The organism is Candidatus Binatia bacterium (assembly GCA_036563615.1).
Lineage (GTDB): Bacteria > Desulfobacterota > Binatia > UBA12015 > UBA12015 > DATCMB01.
In genome coordinates, this window is sequence record DATCMB010000007.1 from 110,452 (window position 1) to 128,033 (window position 17,582).

Genomic DNA, 17,582 nt, shown 5'->3' on the forward strand with positions numbered 1-17,582 from the left:
CTGCGCTCCGTCACGCGACCGCCGAGCGTCGCGGCAGCGTGCGCTCGACGACGTCGCGGTCCGGGCGCTGCAGCGGCACGGCGAGGGACGCGAGCCCCCAGGCGAGCACGGCGAGCAGCACGCCGGCGTAGCCAGCGACCGCGTAGTGCCAGCCGAGCGCGAGCGACGCGGCGAGCGAGAGCGCCGCGAGCAGCCACAGCGCGAACGAGAGGGCGGGAATCCGCACCGCCGCGATCGCGAACAGCGCGAGCTGGGCGACCTGCAGGTTCGGCAGCGCGGCGATGCCCTGATCGAGGCCGAACGCGTAGCGGCCCGGGTCCGTGCGGAAGAGCGCGTAGGCCTCGAGCAGGACCTGCTGCAGGTGCTGCGTGTGCAGCGCCTGGTCGAGCCAGACGAAGCGGCTGCTGCGGTAGAGCGCGGGACCGAGCGTCGGCCACGCGACCGCCAGCACCAAGCCGAGGATCGATACCAGGGAATAGGCGAAGAAGAAGCGCCCCCGCACCGGACGCAGCCGCGCCGAGATCAGGAAGAGCACCGGCACGACGAGCGAGGCTCCGTCAAGCATAGCGTACGCTTCGTCGAGCCACGGCAGGAGCCCGTGCTCCGCCGCGTACTCGGTCGCCACCACCGCCGGCTCGAAGCCGCCGTGCAGCCACGCGTCGAGACGCCAGAGCGGCGAGTCGTGGAGCCGCTCGTTGATCGCCGGCAGGTACTGGAGCAGGTTCGAGGACACCGCGAGCGTCGCGTGCACGACGACCAGCGCCGCAACGAGCTCGAGGAAGAACACCGGCGAGAACAGCAACGTCCGGCAGCGCTGCCAGAACGCTCCCTGTCGACCGCCCGCGGCCACCAGCCACCCGAGCGTCAGCGGCACGTAGGCGACGAACATCATGAAGTTCGCCTGCTGCATCAGCTCCGAGAGCGGCCAGTGCAGGTGCAGCCCGAGCGCCGCCGTGACGACGTAGCCCGCCGCGACGTAGACCGCCGTGAGCGCCACGCAGCGCGCCGCCCAGCCCGTGAGTGCACGCTCGAGCGCCACGCGGAAGGCTCGCCAGGGCGGCCTGCGCGTACGCATCGCGCGCTCCTCCAGGCCGAGACTAGCCGTTGCCCGTCCGGACGAGAGCTCCGGACTCATCCCCCACCTCCACGACGAACCCTTCCCGCACGAGGTTCGCCACCGCCTGCCGCGCCCGCTCCGTGGTCGGAGCGTCCGGGATGAAGAGGACGCACGTCGGCGCCGCGCAGCCGCGACCCTCCGCCCAATCCTCGACGGCGCAGAGCTGTCCGCGCTTGAGCTTGTCCGGCGCGTGCCACGCGGCGAGCGGCAGATAGGCGAGCGGCACGAGCGCCGCTCCGTCGCACGCCGCGTCGTGCGCGATCGCCTCCACCGCCTGTCCCGCGAGCGCAGCATGCGTCTCGAACGGACGCAGCATCAGCGTCGCGCGCCAGCGGTGGTCCTCCATGCGGTCGACGAGCAGCGCCGCGACCAGCGCCACCATTGCAGCGACGCGCAGCGGGCGCGCGACCGGCAGACGCTCCGCCGCCCAGGCGACCGCCCCCGCTGCGACCAGCGACGCGCACAGCGCGAGCGGCCAGAAAAACCGCGTGAACATCACCATCGGGTGCAGCGCCGCGAGCCCGAGGTAGGCGAGCGCGAGCAGCAGCGGCACCGCGACCAGCGCCAGCGTCGCCGCGCGACCCTCCGCGCGCTGACGCACCACGAGCAGCGCCCACGCCGCGAGCCCGAGCACGACGAGCGGCCACGTGTGCGCGAACAGGGTGCCGCCGAACCATTGCTTGACGATGAGATCGACCGTCTCGCCGAGCCCCAGCACGCGCGCCTGCGCGACGCGGACGAACAGCTCGTGCTCGTCGGGCAGCGTCGGACGCACGAGGCCCATCCACACGGGACGTCCGGCGAGCGCGGCGTCGAGGCACGACGCCGCGGGCAGCGCGAGCAGCGGCAGCAGCATCGCGAGGACGCGGCGACGCGGGCTCGCGAACGTCGCGAGCGGCAGCACGAGCACGCACGCGATCGCGAGCGGCTTGCCGAGCGCCGCGAGCAGGATCGCGACCCCCGCCCACACCACCGCGCGACGCTGCAGCGCGAGCACCGCGCCGAGCAGCGCGACCCCCACGATCAGGTCGGCGCTCGAGCGCAGCGTCAGCACGCCGCGCATCGGGTCGACGACGTAGAGCAGCGTCGCGATCCAGGCCGCGACGACGCCGAACGCGCGGCGCACCACCAGATGAGCGAACGCGCCGCCCGCGGCGGCGATCAGCACGCTCACGGCGAACGCGAGGCGCGGATCACCGAGCGGCCCGAAGAGCAGCACCGGGAGCGGCTTCGGCACCGTGTAGCCGAACGGCTGCGGCGCACCGGCGACCAGATCACGCCAGTACGCGAGGTACGACAGCAGGTCGGCGTCGAGGTAGGCCGACGGATAGCGCTGCGCGAGCCAGAGCGTCTGCACGACGACCGCGGCGGCGGCAAGCAGCGCCCCCGCCCGCGTCGACGTGACCGCTCGCGCCAGCCGCTCGCTCATGGGAACACGGTCGGGTGGCGCGGGAAGTCGAGGCGGTTCGCCCCCGACGCGAGCCGGTCGAGCGCCTCCTCGGTGGTCGGCGTGCGACGGACGAACACCAGCGCCGCCGGATCCGAGTAGACGTACGCGAAGTCCGGCCGCGCGAAGAGCCGCGGGTGGATGTTGCGCCAGCGCTGCACGACGACGATCTCGGTCGGGTACTCGTCGAGCAAACGCTCCCAGCCCTCGGTGCCGTTCATGAAGGCGAAGTAGTCCTCGATCACCTGCGGCGGGTAGACGGCCTCGAAGCGACCGTCGATGAAGACGCGCGACTCCGGCGCGAGCTTCGAGATCGCGTAGGCGCCCCACTCGAACGGGAACGCGACGTTGCCGCGCAGGTCGTGCGTGCGCAGGAACTCGACCGCGTCGACCGGGTAGTCGATGCGCCCGTAGCGGATCGAGAGTCCGTCGCGCGCGAGCTTCTGACCGAACCACGAGAGCTGCAGGGTCGCGACGCCCAAGGCGCCCACGGCGATCGCCGCGAGCACCGGACGGCGCAGCCGCAGCGTCGGCCAGCGCACGAGCACCATCCGCACGGCCTCGTCGGCCGCGACCGCCAGCACCGGCATCGCGGCGATGCCGAACAGCACCGTGTGACGCTGGTGGCGGAACGACGCCAGCGTCGCGACCGCGAGGAACGGCACCAGCCAGGCGAGCGGCGTGCGCACGAGATCGCGCCCGAGACGCTCGATGAGCAGCGCGATCGCCGCGACCGAAACGACGACGAGCAGCTTGAAGCGGAAGAACTCCGTCGACAGCAGCTCGATCGGGTACCACTCGCTGATCTGGTCGTGCATGTCGAGCGTCTCTGCCAGGTACACGTAGAGCTCGACGCCGTACGGATTCACGAGCGGCGCTGCGATGCAGAGGAGACCGAGCGCGCACAGCGCGCCGAGCTGACGCAGCGAGAGATCGGTCGGCACGCCACGCATGCGACCGAACGCTTCGCGCGCGAGCGTCGCGGCGCCGTAGCAGCCGAGCATGCCGAGCCCGACCAGGAAGCCGCCGTGCAGGTTCGCCCAGACGACCATCACCAGCGGCAGCACCGCGAGCTGCCAGGGCAGCACGACGTCGCTCTCGCGCAGTCGGCGGTCGCCGCGCAGCAGGAGCGCCGTCTCGACCGCGAGAAACAGCATGGTCGCGAGCTGCGGTCGGAAGGTCGCGCCCGGTGAGATCACGGCGAGCGCCGCGATCATGCACGCAGCGACCACGAGCGGGTGCAGGCGCCGCCGTCCGAGGACCTCGCCGGCGAGCGACCGGCTCGCGTCCCACATGGCGAGCAGCATGCCCGCCGAAACCAGCAGCTTGTAGATGACGAGACCCGCCGAGCCCGCGACCGCGAAGATCGAGGCGAACAGCAGGTCGGTTCCCCACTCGTGGTTGTAGAAGGGAGCGCCGGGCGCGGTGTACGAGAAGACGTCCTCGCGCGGCAGCCCGTGACCTTCGAGGATCATCTGCCCGTAGCGCAGGTGACCCCACAGATCCGGGTCGGCGATGTTGCCGCCCAGGAAGTGCAGCGCCGAAGCGAGCACCAAGAGCACCGCGAGCGCCGTTGCGCTGGCTCCGGGCTTCGTCGTCTCGAGATCCATCTCCGTCCCCTTCCCGCCCCCGGTTACAGCCAAGAGAAACGGCGCCGATCCCGGAGGACCGGCGCCGCCTCATCCAACGAGGATGACGTCAGGTCACGGAGCGTTCTGCAGACCGCCGTTGGCCGAGTCCCAGTTGAACGTCTTGTCGCCGTTGACGTGGTACGCCGACGCCGTGAAGGTGTTGTCGCTCGGCGAGATGTTGATCGTCACACCCGGCGACTGCTTGAAGCCGGTGAGCTGCTCGACGTTCGAGGTGTAGGCCGCGTTGGCCGCGAAGTACGCCTCCTCGGCGGTCGCGAGGTTGCGCAGGTCGGACGACGCGCGAGCGTTGAAGCCCTGCTTGCGGTACTCCGAGAACTGCGGAATCGCGATTGCCGCCAGAATGCCGATGATCGCGACGACCACCAGAAGCTCGATCAACGTGAAGCCCTTCTCGTTCCTCATCTCCTACCTCCCGATTCGCTCGCGCCCTGCCGCCCTTCGGCCTGCGCTCTAAGCTCTTCGCCGTCGCCGCTGTGGCGAGGCTGCTGGGCCGGCCGGGGAGCAAGCGTGGTGCCACGACCCTGGAACGCGCCGGCCTCACGCGGCTCCTTGGATTTCCGAGTTTTTCTCTTGCTCCAGCCGAGACCCGCCGCTGCGTCGAAGCGTCACGCCGACGTTTCAGTGGCGCTTCCGTGGCGGTCGCGACCAACGAGTGACGCATCGTTGCCGTCAAGATCTCGACGGTGCCCCTTTGCGTCACTCGCCGGCGACGCGAAACGCGCGGCACGCGCGTCGCGACTCGGCGCGCAAGCCGCAGCGCCAGGCCGCAGCGCAGACGCGATACGCGCGGAACACGCCGAATCACGCGGCTTCGCGCGCGCAAAGACGCGCGGCACCAGCACGCGCACGTGAGGAACGAGCACGCGCACGTACGTCACGAGCGCAACCCACGCGCGTCGCGCGCGCAGATGCCTGCGCGGCAGTCGTGCCGCGTTGCGGCAACGGCACTCGCGCGCAGCTCGTGAGCCGCTCGCGAGCGGCTCGCGCGGGAATCGAGCGGAGCTCGAGCGTGCGAGCGCGTGGCGCGCTCCGGCACCGACCGTCACGGACGCCGGAGCGCGGTGTTTGCCGGCCGCAGCGGCCGCTCAGTGACCCGATTCGCGCGGCAGCGGCGTGGAACTCAGCCGCGGCATCATCTCGTCGCCGTGCGCGTCGAGGCCGTACTTCTGCAGCCGGTGGCGGAAGGAGCGGTAGTTGATCCCGAGCAGCGTCGCGGCCTTCTTCTTCACGCCGGACGCGCGCGCGAGCGCGGCGAGCAGCATCTCCTTCTCGCGCCGGGCGAGCTGGTCGTCGAGGCTCGCTCCCTCGCCCTCGTCGATCGGCAGGACGATCGGCGCGTCGCGCAAGGCGTCACGCAGCGCCTCGCGACCGGCGAGCAGGTTCGACGAGGCGCGCGCCAGGCCGTCGTCGACCCGGTCGCCGAGCCCGTTCTCGGACGCCGCCGCCTGCGCCTCGGCGACCGCCGGCGCCGCAGCGAGCGTCGCCGCGCGCAGCGTCACCGCGTCGCGCAAGGCCTCCGGCAGGTCGACCTCGCGGATCGTGTCGCCGTCGGCGAGCGTCACGGCGTGCTCGATCACGTTCTCGAGCTCGCGCACGTTGCCCGGGTACTTGTAGCGCAGCAGCAGCTCCATCGCGCGGCCGGAGACCCGCGCCACCGGCTTCGCGTGACGCTCCGCGGCCTTGCGCACGAAGTGCGCGATCAGACGCTCGAGGTCGCCCTCGCGCTCGCGCAGCGGCGGCACGTGGATCGAGATCACCGCCAGCCGGTAGTAGAGGTCCTCGCGGAAGCGGCCTTCCTTGACGAGGTCCTCGAGCACGCGGTTGGTCGCCGCGATCACCCGCACGTCGACCGCGAACTGCGTGTTGCCGCCGACCGGCATCACCATGCGGTCCTGCAGGACGCGCAGCAGACGCACCTGGAGCTGCAGCGGCAGCTCGCCGATCTCGTCGAGGAAGATCGTGCCGCCGTGCGCGCGGCGGAAGAGCCCCGGCCGGTCGGCGATCGCGCCCGTGAAGGCGCCGCGGACGTGGCCGAAGAGCTCGCTCTCGATCAGGTTCTCGGGGATCGCGCCGCAGTTGACGACCACGAACGGCGCGTTCGCGCGTGCGCTGCGCCGATGGATCGCGCGCGCCACGAGCTCCTTGCCCGTGCCGCTCTCGCCGGTGACGAGCACCGTCGCGTCGGCGTGCGCGACCTTGTCGATCAGCTTCGACACCGCGCGCATCGCCTGGCAGGCGCCGACGATGCCGTCGCGCTCGTCCTCCGTCGGCTCGGTGGCGGGGTCGCGCTCGTCGGCGACCGGCTCGTCGTCGAGCAGCAGCGCCGAGCGCTCGTCGCGCGCGAGCCGCTCCTCGAGCTCCTGGATGCGGGTCACGTCCTGCAGCAAGACGAGCTCGCCGATCCCGTTGCCGTAGGTATCGGTGAGCTGCGTCCGCTTGATGCGCAGGCGCTTCGCGCCGCCGTCGGGCGCGCGGTACTCGCACTCGCGGTGCTCGCGGCCCTCGTCCTGATCCTCCGACGTCGCGAGCAGCGGGATGAGCCAGGTGACCTCGCGTCCGAGGATCGACGAGATCGGGTGGCCGAGGATCTGCTGGCACGCGGGGTTCGCCGAGCGCACGCGGCCGGTCACGTCCGCGACCAGCAGGCCGCTCTCGAGGCCGTTCGCGAGCGCGCTGTGCAGACCCTCGAGACGGCGCACCTCGCTGTCGCGCAGCGACAGCTCGCGCTCGGTCCTGGCGAGCTTGCGCGTCAGCGAGCCCATCATGACCGCGATCAAGATGAAGCAGCTCGAGCCGAGCAGCGACGGCACGACGGCGTCGAGCAGCATGCTCTCGCCCAGGGTGCGTGCGGCGTCGACCGTCAAGTACGCCCAGGCGATCGACGCGGCGAGCGCGCTCACCAGCGCGCCGCGCATGAGCAGCAGACCGGCGGCGTTGGCGATCGCGAGCACGTAGAGCACGGCGAGCGGCGAGCCCGCGCCGCGCGCGAGCTCGATCGCGCCGGTCAGCAGCAGGACGTCGAGCACCATCTGCGCGTACGCGAACAGCCGCGGCCGCGGCACGACGCGCACGACGAGCGCCGACGCCAGCGTCACGGCGTAGGCGACGGCGATCCAGAAGAACGTCGCCGAGCCGATCACGCTGCCGGGGCGGGCCACGCTCAGATGGTAGGCGCCGGCGGCCGCGAGGAAGACGGTGACGACGAGGACGCGCGCGAAGAGAAGGATGCGCAGACGCTCGCGCAGCGTCTCGTCGCGGAAGGCCTGCTCGTCGACGGTGCTCATGACGACAACAGCGAGCCGAGCTGGAAGATCGGCAGGTACATGGCGATCACGAGACCGCCGATGACGGTTCCCAGAACGACGATCACGAGCGGCTCCATCAGCGCGGTGAGGTTCGCTACGGCCACGTCGACCTCCTCCTCGTAAAAATCTGCGATCTTCTGGAGCATCTGGTCGATCGCGCCGGTCATCTCGCCCGCGCCGACCATCTGGCAGACCATCGGCGGGAAGACGCCGCTCTGCGTGAGCGGCTCGAGCATCGTACGTCCCTGGCTGATGCTCTCGCGGATCGCGAAGACCGCGCGCTCGACGACCTTGTTGCCCGCGGTGCGCGCGGTGATGGTCAGCGAGTCGAGGATCGGCACGCCCGACGAGACCAGCGTGCCAAGCGTGCGCGAGAAGCGCGCGATCGCGGCCTTGCGGATCAGCTCACCGATGATCGGGAAGCGCAGCATCGCCTGGTCGAGGTAGAGCCGTCCGCGCTCGGTCCGGTAGGTGTAGCGCAGGGCCACCACCGCGATCACCACGGCTCCGACCATGAAGTGCAGGTTCGCGACGACGAAGTTCGACAGGTTGATAACGATCTGCGTCGGCAGCGGCAGCTCCTGCTCGAAGCTCGCGAACAGCTCGGCGAACACCGGGATCACGAACACCAGCAGGATCATCGTGACGATCACCGCGACGGTGACGATCGTCGCCGGGTAGATCATCGCGCCTTTGATCTTGCGCTTCAGGGACAGCATCTTCTCCATGTAGACGGAGAGGCGTCCCAGGATCGTGTCGAGGATGCCGCCGACCTCGCCGGCCTGCACCATGTTGACGTAGAGCTCGTCGAAGCTCTTCGGGAACTTGCGCAGCGCCTCGGACAGCGTCGAGCCCGCCTCGACCGACTCCTTCACGTCGCGGATCTGCGTGGCGAAGGTCTTGTTGTCCGACTGGCTCGCGAGGATGTCGAGGATCTGCACGAGCGGCATGCCCGCGTCGATCATCGTCGTCAGCTGACGCGTGAAGACGACGACGTCTTTGGGCTTGACGGTCGGCCGGAAGCCCGGCAGCGTGATCTCGCGGTCGAGGCCCTTGCCGCGCTCGCGGATCTTGTTGGTGATCGGCTGGATCCGCTGCGCGCGCAGGCGGTTGATCACCGCCTCGCGGGACGGCGCCTCCATGTTGCCACGGAGGATCTTTCCGCTCGCGGTCCGCCCTTCGTACGCAAAGACCGGCATCTACTCCGCCCCCATTCCCCGCCCGTCCGGCTTCTCGGCCTACCGCGCGATCGTCACCCGCCCCGCCTGCGAGGTCGCGGCCCGCATGCCGAGCATCTGCTTGAGCTCCTCCGGCTCGGTCGCGGCCTCGAGCGCCGCCTCCGGCGTGATCAGCCGCCGCTGCACGAGATCGAGCAACGACTGCGACAGCGTCACCATCCCCCACTTCTGCTGGCCGACCTGCATCTGCGAGTAGAGCTGGTGCACCTTCTCCTCGCGGATCAGGTTGCGGATCGCGGGGTTCGGGATCATCACCTCGCACGCCATGACGCGGCCGCGGCCGTCGGCGCGCGGCAGCAGCGTCTGCGAGATCACCGCCTCGAGGACGAGCGAGAGCTGCGCGCGCACCTGCGCCTGCTGTCCCGCCGGGAAGACGTCGATCACGCGGTTGATCGTCTGCACCGCCGAGTTGGTGTGCAGCGTCGCGAACACAAGGTGGCCGGTCTCGGCGATGGTCAGCGCGGCCTCGATCGTCTCGAGGTCGCGGAGCTCGCCGACGAGCACGACGTCGGGGTCCTGACGCAGGATGTGCTTGAGAGCGGCCGCGAAGCTGTGCGTGTCGGCGAACACCTCGCGCTGGTTGACGATGCACTTCTTGTGCGGGTGCAGGAACTCGATCGGATCCTCGACCGTGATGATGTGCTCGGCGCGCGTCTCGTTGATCTGGTCGATCATCGCGGCCATCGTCGTCGACTTACCGCTGCCGGTCGGACCGGTGACCAGGATGAGGCCGCGCGGCAGCTTGATCAGGTTCTGAACCGCGGGCGGCAGCCCGAGCTGCGAGAGCGGCGGCGCCGACTGCGGAATCGCGCGGAACACGCCGCCGACCGCACCGCGCTGCACGAACAGGTTGCCGCGGAAGCGCGACAGGCCCTGCACGCCGAACGAGAAGTCGAGCTCGCTCTCCTCCTCGAACTTCTTCTTCTGCTGCTCGGTGAGGACGCTGTAGCAGAGCTGCTTGGTGGCGTTCGCGTCGAGCGGGTCGTACGGCAACGGCACGACGTCGCCGTGCACGCGCACCATGGGCGGCGCACCCGCCGTGATGTGCAGGTCGGATGCGTTCTGCTGAGTCATCTGCTCGAACAGCTCGTGCATCTGCATGCGGCTTCCTCCGATCGATCGTCGCGTGCGCTGGTGACACCGGCGCGACGTGGGCTGGTGCAAGGCAAGTGCCACCGGAAAGAGGAAGGCACATCGCTTCCTTGCGTGATTTTCTTGACCGACACGCCGCCGAGAGCGGCACAGATGAAGCGATGGCGTTACGAGATTAACGGTGCGGGTGAAGGAGAATGCCGAGCTGGGCGCGAGGACGAGCGACGCATGTCGCGCGTCTTCATCGCGCACGCGTTAGCGCTCGCCGAGCGAGACGAGCACCGAGCCAGACCGCGTGCAGCTTCGCCGCGACGTCAGCGGCGCGCTTCTCCGCGCGCGTCAGCGCGCGGAGAAGCGAAGCGAGCGCGGGAGTGGGACCCCGCGCGGCTTTGCCGCGTGGGGCGAGGGGCGCGTGCCCCTCGTTCAATCGTTCATCGTGACGCGCATCACTTCCTCGACGCTCGTCACGCCATCGCACACCTTCTCGATGCCGCTCTGACGCAGGGTCTTCATGCCGTCGGCCATCGCCTGGCGCTTGAGCTCGATGGCGGATGCGCCACTCAGGATCAGCTCACGCATCGGCTCGGTCATCGCCATCATCTCGTAGAGCGCCGTGCGGCCGCGGAAGCCTGTGTTGCCGCAGTACGAGCAGCCCTTGCCCTTGTAGGCGATGATGTCCTTCGCCTGATCCTCGGGAACGCCGAGCTCGATCATCACGCGCGCCGGCACCTCGTGCGGCTCGCGACACTTCGGGCACACGACGCGCGCGAGACGCTGCGCCATGATCAGGTTCACCGACGACGCGATCAGGAACGGCTCGATGCCCATGTTGAGCAGTCGGTTGATCGTCGACGGCGCGTCGTTGGTGTGCACGGTCGACAGCACCAGGTGGCCGGTGAGCGCCGCCTTGACCGCGATCTCCGCGGTCTCGAAGTCGCGGATCTCGCCGACCATGATGACGTCGGGGTCCTGACGGAGAAACGCGCGCAGCGCGGTCGCGAAGTTCAGCCCGATGTCCTCGTGCACCTGGAGCTGATTGACGCCGACCATGTTGTACTCGACCGGATCCTCGGCGGTCGAGATGTTGGTGCCCACCTTGTTGAGCTCGCTGAGCGCCGAGTAGAGCGTCGTCGTCTTACCGGAACCGGTCGGGCCGGTGACGAGGATCATCCCGTACGGCTTGTTGATCGCCGAGCGGAACAGATCGATCGCGCGCTGGTCGAAGCCGAGCTTGTTGATGTCGAGCTGGACCTGGCTCTTGTCGAGCAGACGCATGACGACCTTCTCGCCGAACAGCGTCGGCAGGGTCGACACGCGCAGATCCATCTCGCCGCCGCCGCCGACCTTCACCTTGATGCGTCCGTCCTGCGGCAGACGGCGCTCGGCGATGTCGAGCGACGACATGATCTTGATGCGCGAGATGATCGCGTTCTTGAGCTTCAGCGGCGGCTGCATGATCTCGTGCAGCACGCCGTCGACGCGGAAGCGCACGCGCAGCATGCGCTCGTACGGCTCGATGTGGATGTCGGAAGCGCGCTTCTTGATCGCGTCGGTGAGCAGCGCGTTCACCAGCTTGACGACCGGCGCCTCTTCCGTCGCCTTCTCGAGCTGCTTGAGGTCGACCTCTTCCTCGGTCTGGACGACCTCCATGTCCTCGTTGCCGAGCTGCGAGAGGACGTCGCCGTAGTTGATCGCGCGATCGTAGTAGCGCTCGATGGCGCGCTCGATCGACAGCGGACCGGCGATCGCGGCGCGGACGTCGAACCCGGTCAGGAACTTGACCTCGTTGATCGCAATCAAGTTCGACGGGTCGGCCATCGCCAGCGTGAGCGTCGTGCGCGACAGGCTCACGGGGACGATGTGGTACTTGTTCGCGAGCACCGCCGGCAGGACGTCGATGACCTCGGGCGGGATGTCGAGCCCGGCCGGATCGACGACCGGCAGGTGGTACTCCTCCTGGAGCACCGTCAGCAGCTCGGCTTCCGAGACGCCGCAGTGCTTCACCACGTAGGTGGTGAGCGCACCGCCCGACTCGCGCAGTCGACCCATCGCGACGCGCAAGTCGGCCGGGGTGATGACACCCTGTTTCAGCAGCAGCTCACCGATCCGGCTACTGACCGTGTGGGCGCGGGCCGGCTCGGCGTGTTGTTGTGTTCTGGCAATCGCTTCCATGCGTGCAGCCTTGAGACCTCGCTTCCATCTTCGGCACCCGATCGTTGACGCTTTATGAGCGTGCGTCATGGGCCCGATCGCTGCGCGCACGCGCAGCGAAGCGCACGGTGTGCGCTGCGGGATACGCGCGGAACTGCTCGCACGCCATGTCACGCGAGACATGATCCGCGGTGCGCGGTGCGTCGTGACGCAACGGAGCGCGCGGCGACGCCGGCACGCGGCGCGAGCGTCGCGCGCGTCTCGCGCGCGCTCAGAGCAGCGCGAAGAGCTCGAAGGCGCGCTCGGCGCGCAGCCGCTGGCCGGCCTCGTTCAGGTGGTAGCCGTCCGCCAGGAAATGCTCCGCCGTGAAGCCGTCGAAGAACTCGAGCAGGCGCCCGGGGAAGCTCTCGCGGAGAAGGCGGTTCGTCTCCTCGAGCGCCAGGCACCCACGGTTGCGACAGGCTGCGTGGGGCGGCGTCGTGGCGACGTAGAACGCGACGCCGGCCGCGAGCGCCCTCGCCTCCTGTGCCAGGTAAGCGGCGAGGATCACGGCCGGGGATCTCAGCTGGAACAGGTCGTTGGTGCCGAAGGCGAGCACCACCGCGTCGGGCCGGTGCGCGAGCACCTGCGCCATCTGCGACGTCGCGTCGGAGTCGAGCTTGAGGTTCTTCGTCACCGTCGCCCCGGCCACGGCGACGTTGATCACCTCGAACGTCGGATCGTCGATCGCCGCGGCGAGCAGCGTGCACCAGCTCGCTTGCTCCGAGTGGTCGACGGTGTTCGAGTCGCCGAGGCAGCCGAGGCGGTAGATCCCGTCGCCATCGACGTCGGCGAAGCGCACCGGCGGCCGGTCCTCGAGGATCTGGAGCTCGGCCTTGCGGTCGCCGACCGCGACGTAGTGCAGGACGCCGTGCTCGCTCGGACGGTCGATGCGCCCGACGAGCCGCCCGCGGTACGACGAGCGGGGCAGCGGCTCCGGCTTCGCAGGCCACGCGCTCCTTCGCGCCTCGCTGGCCTCGAGCACGACGACGTTCGCGGGGTCGCGCACGTCGAGACGGAAGGACTCGGGATCCGCGCTGCGCCGTCGCCCGAGCAGGACGACGCCCGGTTCGAGCACCTCGACGAGCAAGCCATCGGCGCGTCCCGGCGCGTCGAACGAGCCGACCCGGCTGCGCAGATCGGTGTCGACGATGACGAGCTCCTCGGCGTCGTGGCTGGTCGCGAGATAGAGCCGCGAGCCGTCGATCGCGAGCGCGTGCACCGAGGCGCCGATCTCGAGCGACCAGGCGAGCTGCGCGTCGCGACCGTCCGGTCCGACGTCGATCGCGTAGAGCTCGTCGTGACGCGGACGGCGCAAGGTGGCGAGGTAGAGGAGCCGGCCGGTCGCGTCGGCGACGAGGCTCGTCGGACGCGCGCTGCCCGGCAGGTCGAGCCGCGCGACGACGTCGAGCCGCGCGTCCGCGGCCGTCGCGGCCGAGAGCACGAGCACGGCCGCTGCGGCGAGAATCTTCGCGCGCTGCACGCACCGTCCTCCCCGCGCGCCTCGCCCGATGGGAGAAGGAATGGCAGACGCAGCAGGGCTGCGGGCACCGTCGGCGCGCGGCATGAAGTTTCCTTCTGTAGGGGCCAGCGGAAGGGTTGGAGTGAGCACGCTCCGGATGCTGGTTTTTCTTACTGACACCACCCGCGACAGTCAAACGTCCGTAGCGGACAACGGCTGACCGTCGCGCGCACGCCGCCAGAGAACGGCGCCGACGCGTGCCCGCGCGCGCACGAGCGAGGTCGTTGCGTCGGCGGCGAGCCCTCGCGACCTCAGCGCGCGGCGGCGCGCAGCGCGCGGCGCATCACGTCGAGCGGCGGCTTCACGCCGGTCCACGCCTCGAACGCGAGCGCGCCCTGGTGCAGCAGCATGCCGAGGCCGTTGACGCCGCGACGTCGCGCGCGCGCCGCGCCGGCGAGAAACGACGTCTGCCGCTCGGTGTACACCAGGTCGTAGAACAAGCAGTCGCGCGGCGTCGCGGCGAAGTCGAACGGCACGAACGCCTCGCCCTTCATGCCGACCGGCGTCGCGTTGGCGACGATCCCGGCGCGCGCGAGGTGTGCGTCGACACCCGGCCCGCCGGGCGCGAGCTCGGACAGCGGCACCGCCTCGAGCCGCGCACGGACGCCGCGGTGCAGCTCCTCGATCAGCGCCTGCGCGCGCTCGACCCGCCGCGCCGCGACGACGACCCGCGACGCCCGCCGCCCGAGCGCCACCACGGCGGCGCGCGCCGAGCCGCCGGCGCCGATCACCACCGCCGTCGCGACCCGGCGCGCCGCGCCCGCCTCGTCGAGCGCGAGCGCGAGCCCCGGGACGTCCGTGTTGTCGCCGAGCAGCACGCCGCGGCGATTCACGATCGTGTTCACCGCGCCGGCGAGACGCGCGAGCGGTGTCACGCGGTCGAGGTGCGGGATCACCGCCTCCTTGTGGGGGATGGTGACGTTGAGCCCGACCAGGTCGAGCGCGCGCACGGCCGCGACCGCCGCCGCGACCTCGTCCGGACGCACGCGGAACGCACAGTACGCGTACGGCAGCCCGAGCGCGCGAAAGGCCGCGTTGTGCATCGCGGGCGAGCGCGAGTGCGCGATCGGATCGCCGATCACCCCCACGATGCGCGTCGTCGCCGTGATCGGCACCGAGGCCGCCATCGCGGCGCATCTAACCGCACGCGACGACGCCGGCAACCGCCAACGCAGTTTTCTCGTCGGGTGAGCCGTCTATACTCGAACGGAGGGACGGGGAAGCGTTCGGTGGAGATCCAGAAAGTCATGATCATGACCGGCGGCGGCGACGCCCCGGGCCTGAACGCCGTCATTCGCGCGGCGGTGAAGCGAGCCATCAAGGGCTACGACTGGCAGGTGATCGGCAGCGTCGAGGCGTTCAACGGCGTGCTCGACGACCCGATGCGCATCGTGCCGCTCGACCTCGCCTCGGTGCGCGGCCTGCTCCTGCGCGGCGGCACCATCCTCGGGACCAGCAACACCGGCGGACCGTTCGAGTTCCCGGTGCGGCGTCCCGACGGCACCTACGAGATCGTCGACCGCTCGGACGAGCTGATCCGGCGTCTGCACCGCATCGGGGTCGACGCGGTGATCAGCGTCGGCGGGGACGGCTCGCAGCGCATCGCGCAAGCGCTCTACGAGAAGGGCCTGCCGATCGTCGGCGTGCCGAAGACGATCGACAACGACCTCGACGCGACCGAGATGACCTTCGGCTTCCAGACGGCCGTCGAGACCGCGACCGAGGCGATCGACAAGCTGCACTCGACCGCGGAGAGCCACGACCGCGTGATGATCCTCGAGGTCATGGGCCGCGACGCCGGGTGGATCGCGCTGTGCTCGGGGATCGCCGGCGGCGCCGACACCATCCTGCTGCCGGAGATCCCGTTCGACGTCGACAGCATCGCGATGCACATCAAGCGGCGCCGCAAGGCGGGCAGCCACTTCGCGATCATCGTGGTCGCGGAGGGCGCGTACCCGCGCGGCGGCACGGCGCTGACCGTGAAGGAGCGTCAGCCCGGGCAACCGAACCCGATCCTGGGCGGCGTCGGCGCGTGGCTCGCGAACGAGCTCGAGGCGCGCGGCTTCCGCCAGACGCGCGTCTGCGTGCTCGGTCACCTGCAGCGCGGTGGCATCCCGACGCCGATGGACCGCCTGCTCGCGACGCGCTTCGGCGTCGCCGCGGTCGACCTCGTCGCCGAGGGCAAGTTCGGCTACATGGTCGCGCTGCGCGCGGACGACATCGTCGCGATCCCGATCAAGGACGCGATCAGCCGCTACCGCAACGTCAACCTCGACCACAACCTGATCAAGACGGCGCGCGGCCTCGGCATCTGCCTCGGCGACTGACGCCGGCGGCGCAGCGACGCGGCGCGACTCGGGCTACGCGGGACCACGCGAGACCGCGGCGGTCGGCACGCACGAGCGGCGCGACGACCGCCCCGGGGATTGAAGGGACGGGCGTCCCCGGATAAGCGGGCCCGGCTCGCATGCAGAGTCCGTCCCGTCCGCGAGCGCGCGCCGCGCGCGTCGCCAGACCCGTCTTCGTCGCGTTGCCGACCTTGGTCGTCGCGCCCGTCCTCGTGGCGCTGCTCGCGCTCGCCTGTGCGTCGCCGGCGCTCGCCGCAGCGCCGCGCGTCGGCGGCCGCCTCGAGGGCCTCGGCGTCGTGCGCCTCGACCACCCGAGCCCGCGTCAGCGCCCGCTCGCGCGCGTCGATCTGTGGGCCGAGCAGGCGATCACGCCGCGCCTGCGCTGGAAGCTCGCGACCACCGGACGCTGGGGCGGCACGCTCGAGCACGCGACCGGTGCCGGGCTGATCGACTTCGGGCACAGCTTCCAGAACGTCGATCCGTCGCTGCAGCTCGACGAGGCCTGGGTCGAGTGGCTCGGCGACGCCTTCGACGTGCGCGTCGGCAACCAGCGCTTCACCTGGGGGCGCCTCGACGGCGTCAAGCCGAACGACCTGCTCAACCCGCTGCGCTACTACGACCCGTTCATCACCGACGAGAACGACCAGAAGATCGCCGTCCCGTCGCTCGCGCTGTCGTACTACCCGCGCTCGTCTTGGCGCTCGCTCGAGGAGCCGCGCGTCACGCTGGTCTGGCAGCCGATCGCGGTGCCGTGGCTCTTCCCCGAGCAGGACGAGCGCTGGTTCCCGCCCGCGGCGTCGACCGACAGCTCGCTGTCCATCGACGACTTGGTGGTCGACGGCACCCAGCTCTGCCCGTGCCTGGTCGACATCGAGCAGCGGCTCGAAAACGCGCCGGCGCCGGCGCGACGCTTCGACAACGGCAACGTCGGTCTGCGGATCTCGGGACGCACGCGCGGCGTCGACTGGTCGGCGGTGTTCTACGACGGCTACGACCCCGCCGCGTCGTTCACCGTGCCGATCTCGCTCACCATCGACGGCGCGAGCGACGGCGTCCTGCACGGCACGGCGAGCACGCGGCTGCGTCCCGCGTACCTGCGCTTCCAGTCGCTCGGCGTCGACGCGTCGACGGTGTTCGGCGGGCTCACGACGCGCTTCGAGGCCGCCTGGCGCTTCCGCCGTCCCTACCCGCGCGACGTGCGCCGCCTGTCGGACGACGTGCTCGAGAACCCGAAGGCGATCGAGGCGCTGCTCGCCGGCGAGACCGTGAACGTCGACGCCTTCGCGCGGCGCGACGCGGTCGAGTGGGGCATCGGCGCGGACTACCTGATCGACGGCTGGCTGCCGCTGATCGAGCTCTACCAGATCATCCTCCTGCACAACGACACGCCGCTTTTGATCCGCGACGTCGACAGCCGGCTCGCCGCGAGCCTGCGCAAGTCCTGGATGTCCGACCGACTCGAGACCAAGCTCGTCGGTCTCTGGGGCATCGAGAGCGGCTACGAGCTCGTGCGTGCGGAGGCGACCTACGCCGTCACCGACGCGCTCGAGCTGCGCGCCGGCGTGCTCGGCATCTGGGGCAACTCGTTCTCGCTGATCGGCGAATTCAAGAAGAACAGCGAGCTCTACGCGCGGATCCGCTACAGCTTCTGATTCGACGCGAGCTGCGCGG

Annotated in this window: 12 protein-coding genes; 2 read left to right on the plus strand and 10 right to left on the minus strand. The window is 70.4% G+C overall.

From position 1 onward, the window contains the following. Positions 1 to 10: 10 nt before the first annotated feature. From VIS07_07625 to aroE, 10 genes are all read right to left on the minus strand, one after another. The gene (locus tag VIS07_07625) at positions 11 to 1,075 is read right to left on the minus strand and encodes a phosphatase PAP2 family protein (protein HEY8515366.1); all 1,065 of its coding nucleotides are present in this window, start codon (positions 1,073 to 1,075) and stop codon (positions 11 to 13) included. Between the two features lie 22 nt (positions 1,076 to 1,097). Beyond that, on the minus strand, positions 1,098 to 2,546 hold the full coding sequence (locus VIS07_07630) for a hypothetical protein (GenBank protein ID HEY8515367.1): 1,449 nt from the start codon (positions 2,544 to 2,546) through the stop codon (positions 1,098 to 1,100). Further along, on the minus strand, positions 2,543 to 4,174 hold the full coding sequence (locus tag VIS07_07635; protein ID HEY8515368.1) for a hypothetical protein: 1,632 nt from the start codon (positions 4,172 to 4,174) through the stop codon (positions 2,543 to 2,545). Before VIS07_07635 ends, VIS07_07630 begins: the two co-directional genes overlap by 4 nt. Before the next feature lie 93 nt (positions 4,175 to 4,267). Then, on the minus strand, positions 4,268 to 4,618 hold the full coding sequence (locus VIS07_07640) for a prepilin-type N-terminal cleavage/methylation domain-containing protein (protein ID HEY8515369.1): 351 nt from the start codon (positions 4,616 to 4,618) through the stop codon (positions 4,268 to 4,270). A 683-nt stretch (positions 4,619 to 5,301) separates the two neighbouring features. Beyond that, positions 5,302 to 7,500 (minus strand): sigma 54-interacting transcriptional regulator, encoded by a 2,199-nt coding sequence (locus tag VIS07_07645; protein HEY8515370.1) that lies wholly within the window; start codon positions 7,498 to 7,500, stop codon positions 5,302 to 5,304. Next, a complete protein-coding gene (locus tag VIS07_07650) occupies positions 7,497 to 8,720 on the minus strand; it encodes a type II secretion system F family protein (protein ID HEY8515371.1) in 1,224 nt (407 codons plus the stop codon). Before VIS07_07650 ends, VIS07_07645 begins: the two co-directional genes overlap by 4 nt. A gap of 39 nt (positions 8,721 to 8,759) precedes the next feature. After that, entirely contained in the window at positions 8,760 to 9,860 is a 1,101-nt protein-coding gene (locus VIS07_07655; GenBank protein HEY8515372.1) for a type IV pilus twitching motility protein PilT, read from the minus strand. Between the two features lie 414 nt (positions 9,861 to 10,274). Further along, positions 10,275 to 12,023: a type IV-A pilus assembly ATPase PilB gene (gene pilB, locus VIS07_07660; protein ID HEY8515373.1), complete on the minus strand. Its 1,749-nt coding sequence runs from the start codon at positions 12,021 to 12,023 to the stop codon at positions 10,275 to 10,277. Positions 12,024 to 12,273: 250 nt separating this feature from the next. Beyond that, positions 12,274 to 13,524, minus strand: a complete 1,251-nt coding sequence (locus tag VIS07_07665) for a GDSL-type esterase/lipase family protein (protein HEY8515374.1) — start codon at positions 13,522 to 13,524, stop codon at positions 12,274 to 12,276. Between the two features lie 290 nt (positions 13,525 to 13,814). Further along, positions 13,815 to 14,690, minus strand: a complete 876-nt coding sequence (gene aroE, locus VIS07_07670; GenBank protein HEY8515375.1) for a shikimate dehydrogenase — start codon at positions 14,688 to 14,690, stop codon at positions 13,815 to 13,817. A gap of 102 nt (positions 14,691 to 14,792) precedes the next feature. Here aroE and VIS07_07675 point away from each other — a divergent pair, with 102 nt between their 5' ends. Together VIS07_07675 and VIS07_07680 are read left to right on the plus strand one after the other, a co-directional pair. Continuing rightward, entirely contained in the window at positions 14,793 to 15,890 is a 1,098-nt protein-coding gene (locus tag VIS07_07675) for an ATP-dependent 6-phosphofructokinase (protein ID HEY8515376.1), read from the plus strand. A 203-nt stretch (positions 15,891 to 16,093) separates the two neighbouring features. Then, a complete protein-coding gene (locus VIS07_07680; GenBank protein ID HEY8515377.1) occupies positions 16,094 to 17,563 on the plus strand; it encodes a hypothetical protein in 1,470 nt (489 codons plus the stop codon). Positions 17,564 to 17,582 lie beyond the last annotated feature (19 nt).

What these genes read in the sequence shown, in the direction of transcription:
- VIS07_07635 (HEY8515368.1), bottom strand. Translation starts at nt 4,174, where the DNA reads ATGGATCTCGAGACGACGAAGCCCGGAGCCAGCGCAACGGCGCTCGCG.
- VIS07_07625 (HEY8515366.1), bottom strand. Translation starts at nt 1,075, where the DNA reads ATGCGTACGCGCAGGCCGCCCTGGCGAGCCTTCCGCGTGGCGCTCGAG.
- VIS07_07630 (HEY8515367.1), bottom strand. Translation starts at nt 2,546, where the DNA reads ATGAGCGAGCGGCTGGCGCGAGCGGTCACGTCGACGCGGGCGGGGGCG.
- pilB (HEY8515373.1), bottom strand. Translation starts at nt 12,023, where the DNA reads ATGGAAGCGATTGCCAGAACACAACAACACGCCGAGCCGGCCCGCGCC.
- aroE (HEY8515375.1), bottom strand. Translation starts at nt 14,690, where the DNA reads ATGGCGGCCTCGGTGCCGATCACGGCGACGACGCGCATCGTGGGGGTG.
- VIS07_07655 (HEY8515372.1), bottom strand. Translation starts at nt 9,860, where the DNA reads ATGCAGATGCACGAGCTGTTCGAGCAGATGACTCAGCAGAACGCATCC.
- VIS07_07650 (HEY8515371.1), bottom strand. Translation starts at nt 8,720, where the DNA reads ATGCCGGTCTTTGCGTACGAAGGGCGGACCGCGAGCGGAAAGATCCTC.
- VIS07_07645 (HEY8515370.1), bottom strand. Translation starts at nt 7,500, where the DNA reads ATGAGCACCGTCGACGAGCAGGCCTTCCGCGACGAGACGCTGCGCGAG.
- VIS07_07640 (HEY8515369.1), bottom strand. Translation starts at nt 4,618, where the DNA reads ATGAGGAACGAGAAGGGCTTCACGTTGATCGAGCTTCTGGTGGTCGTC.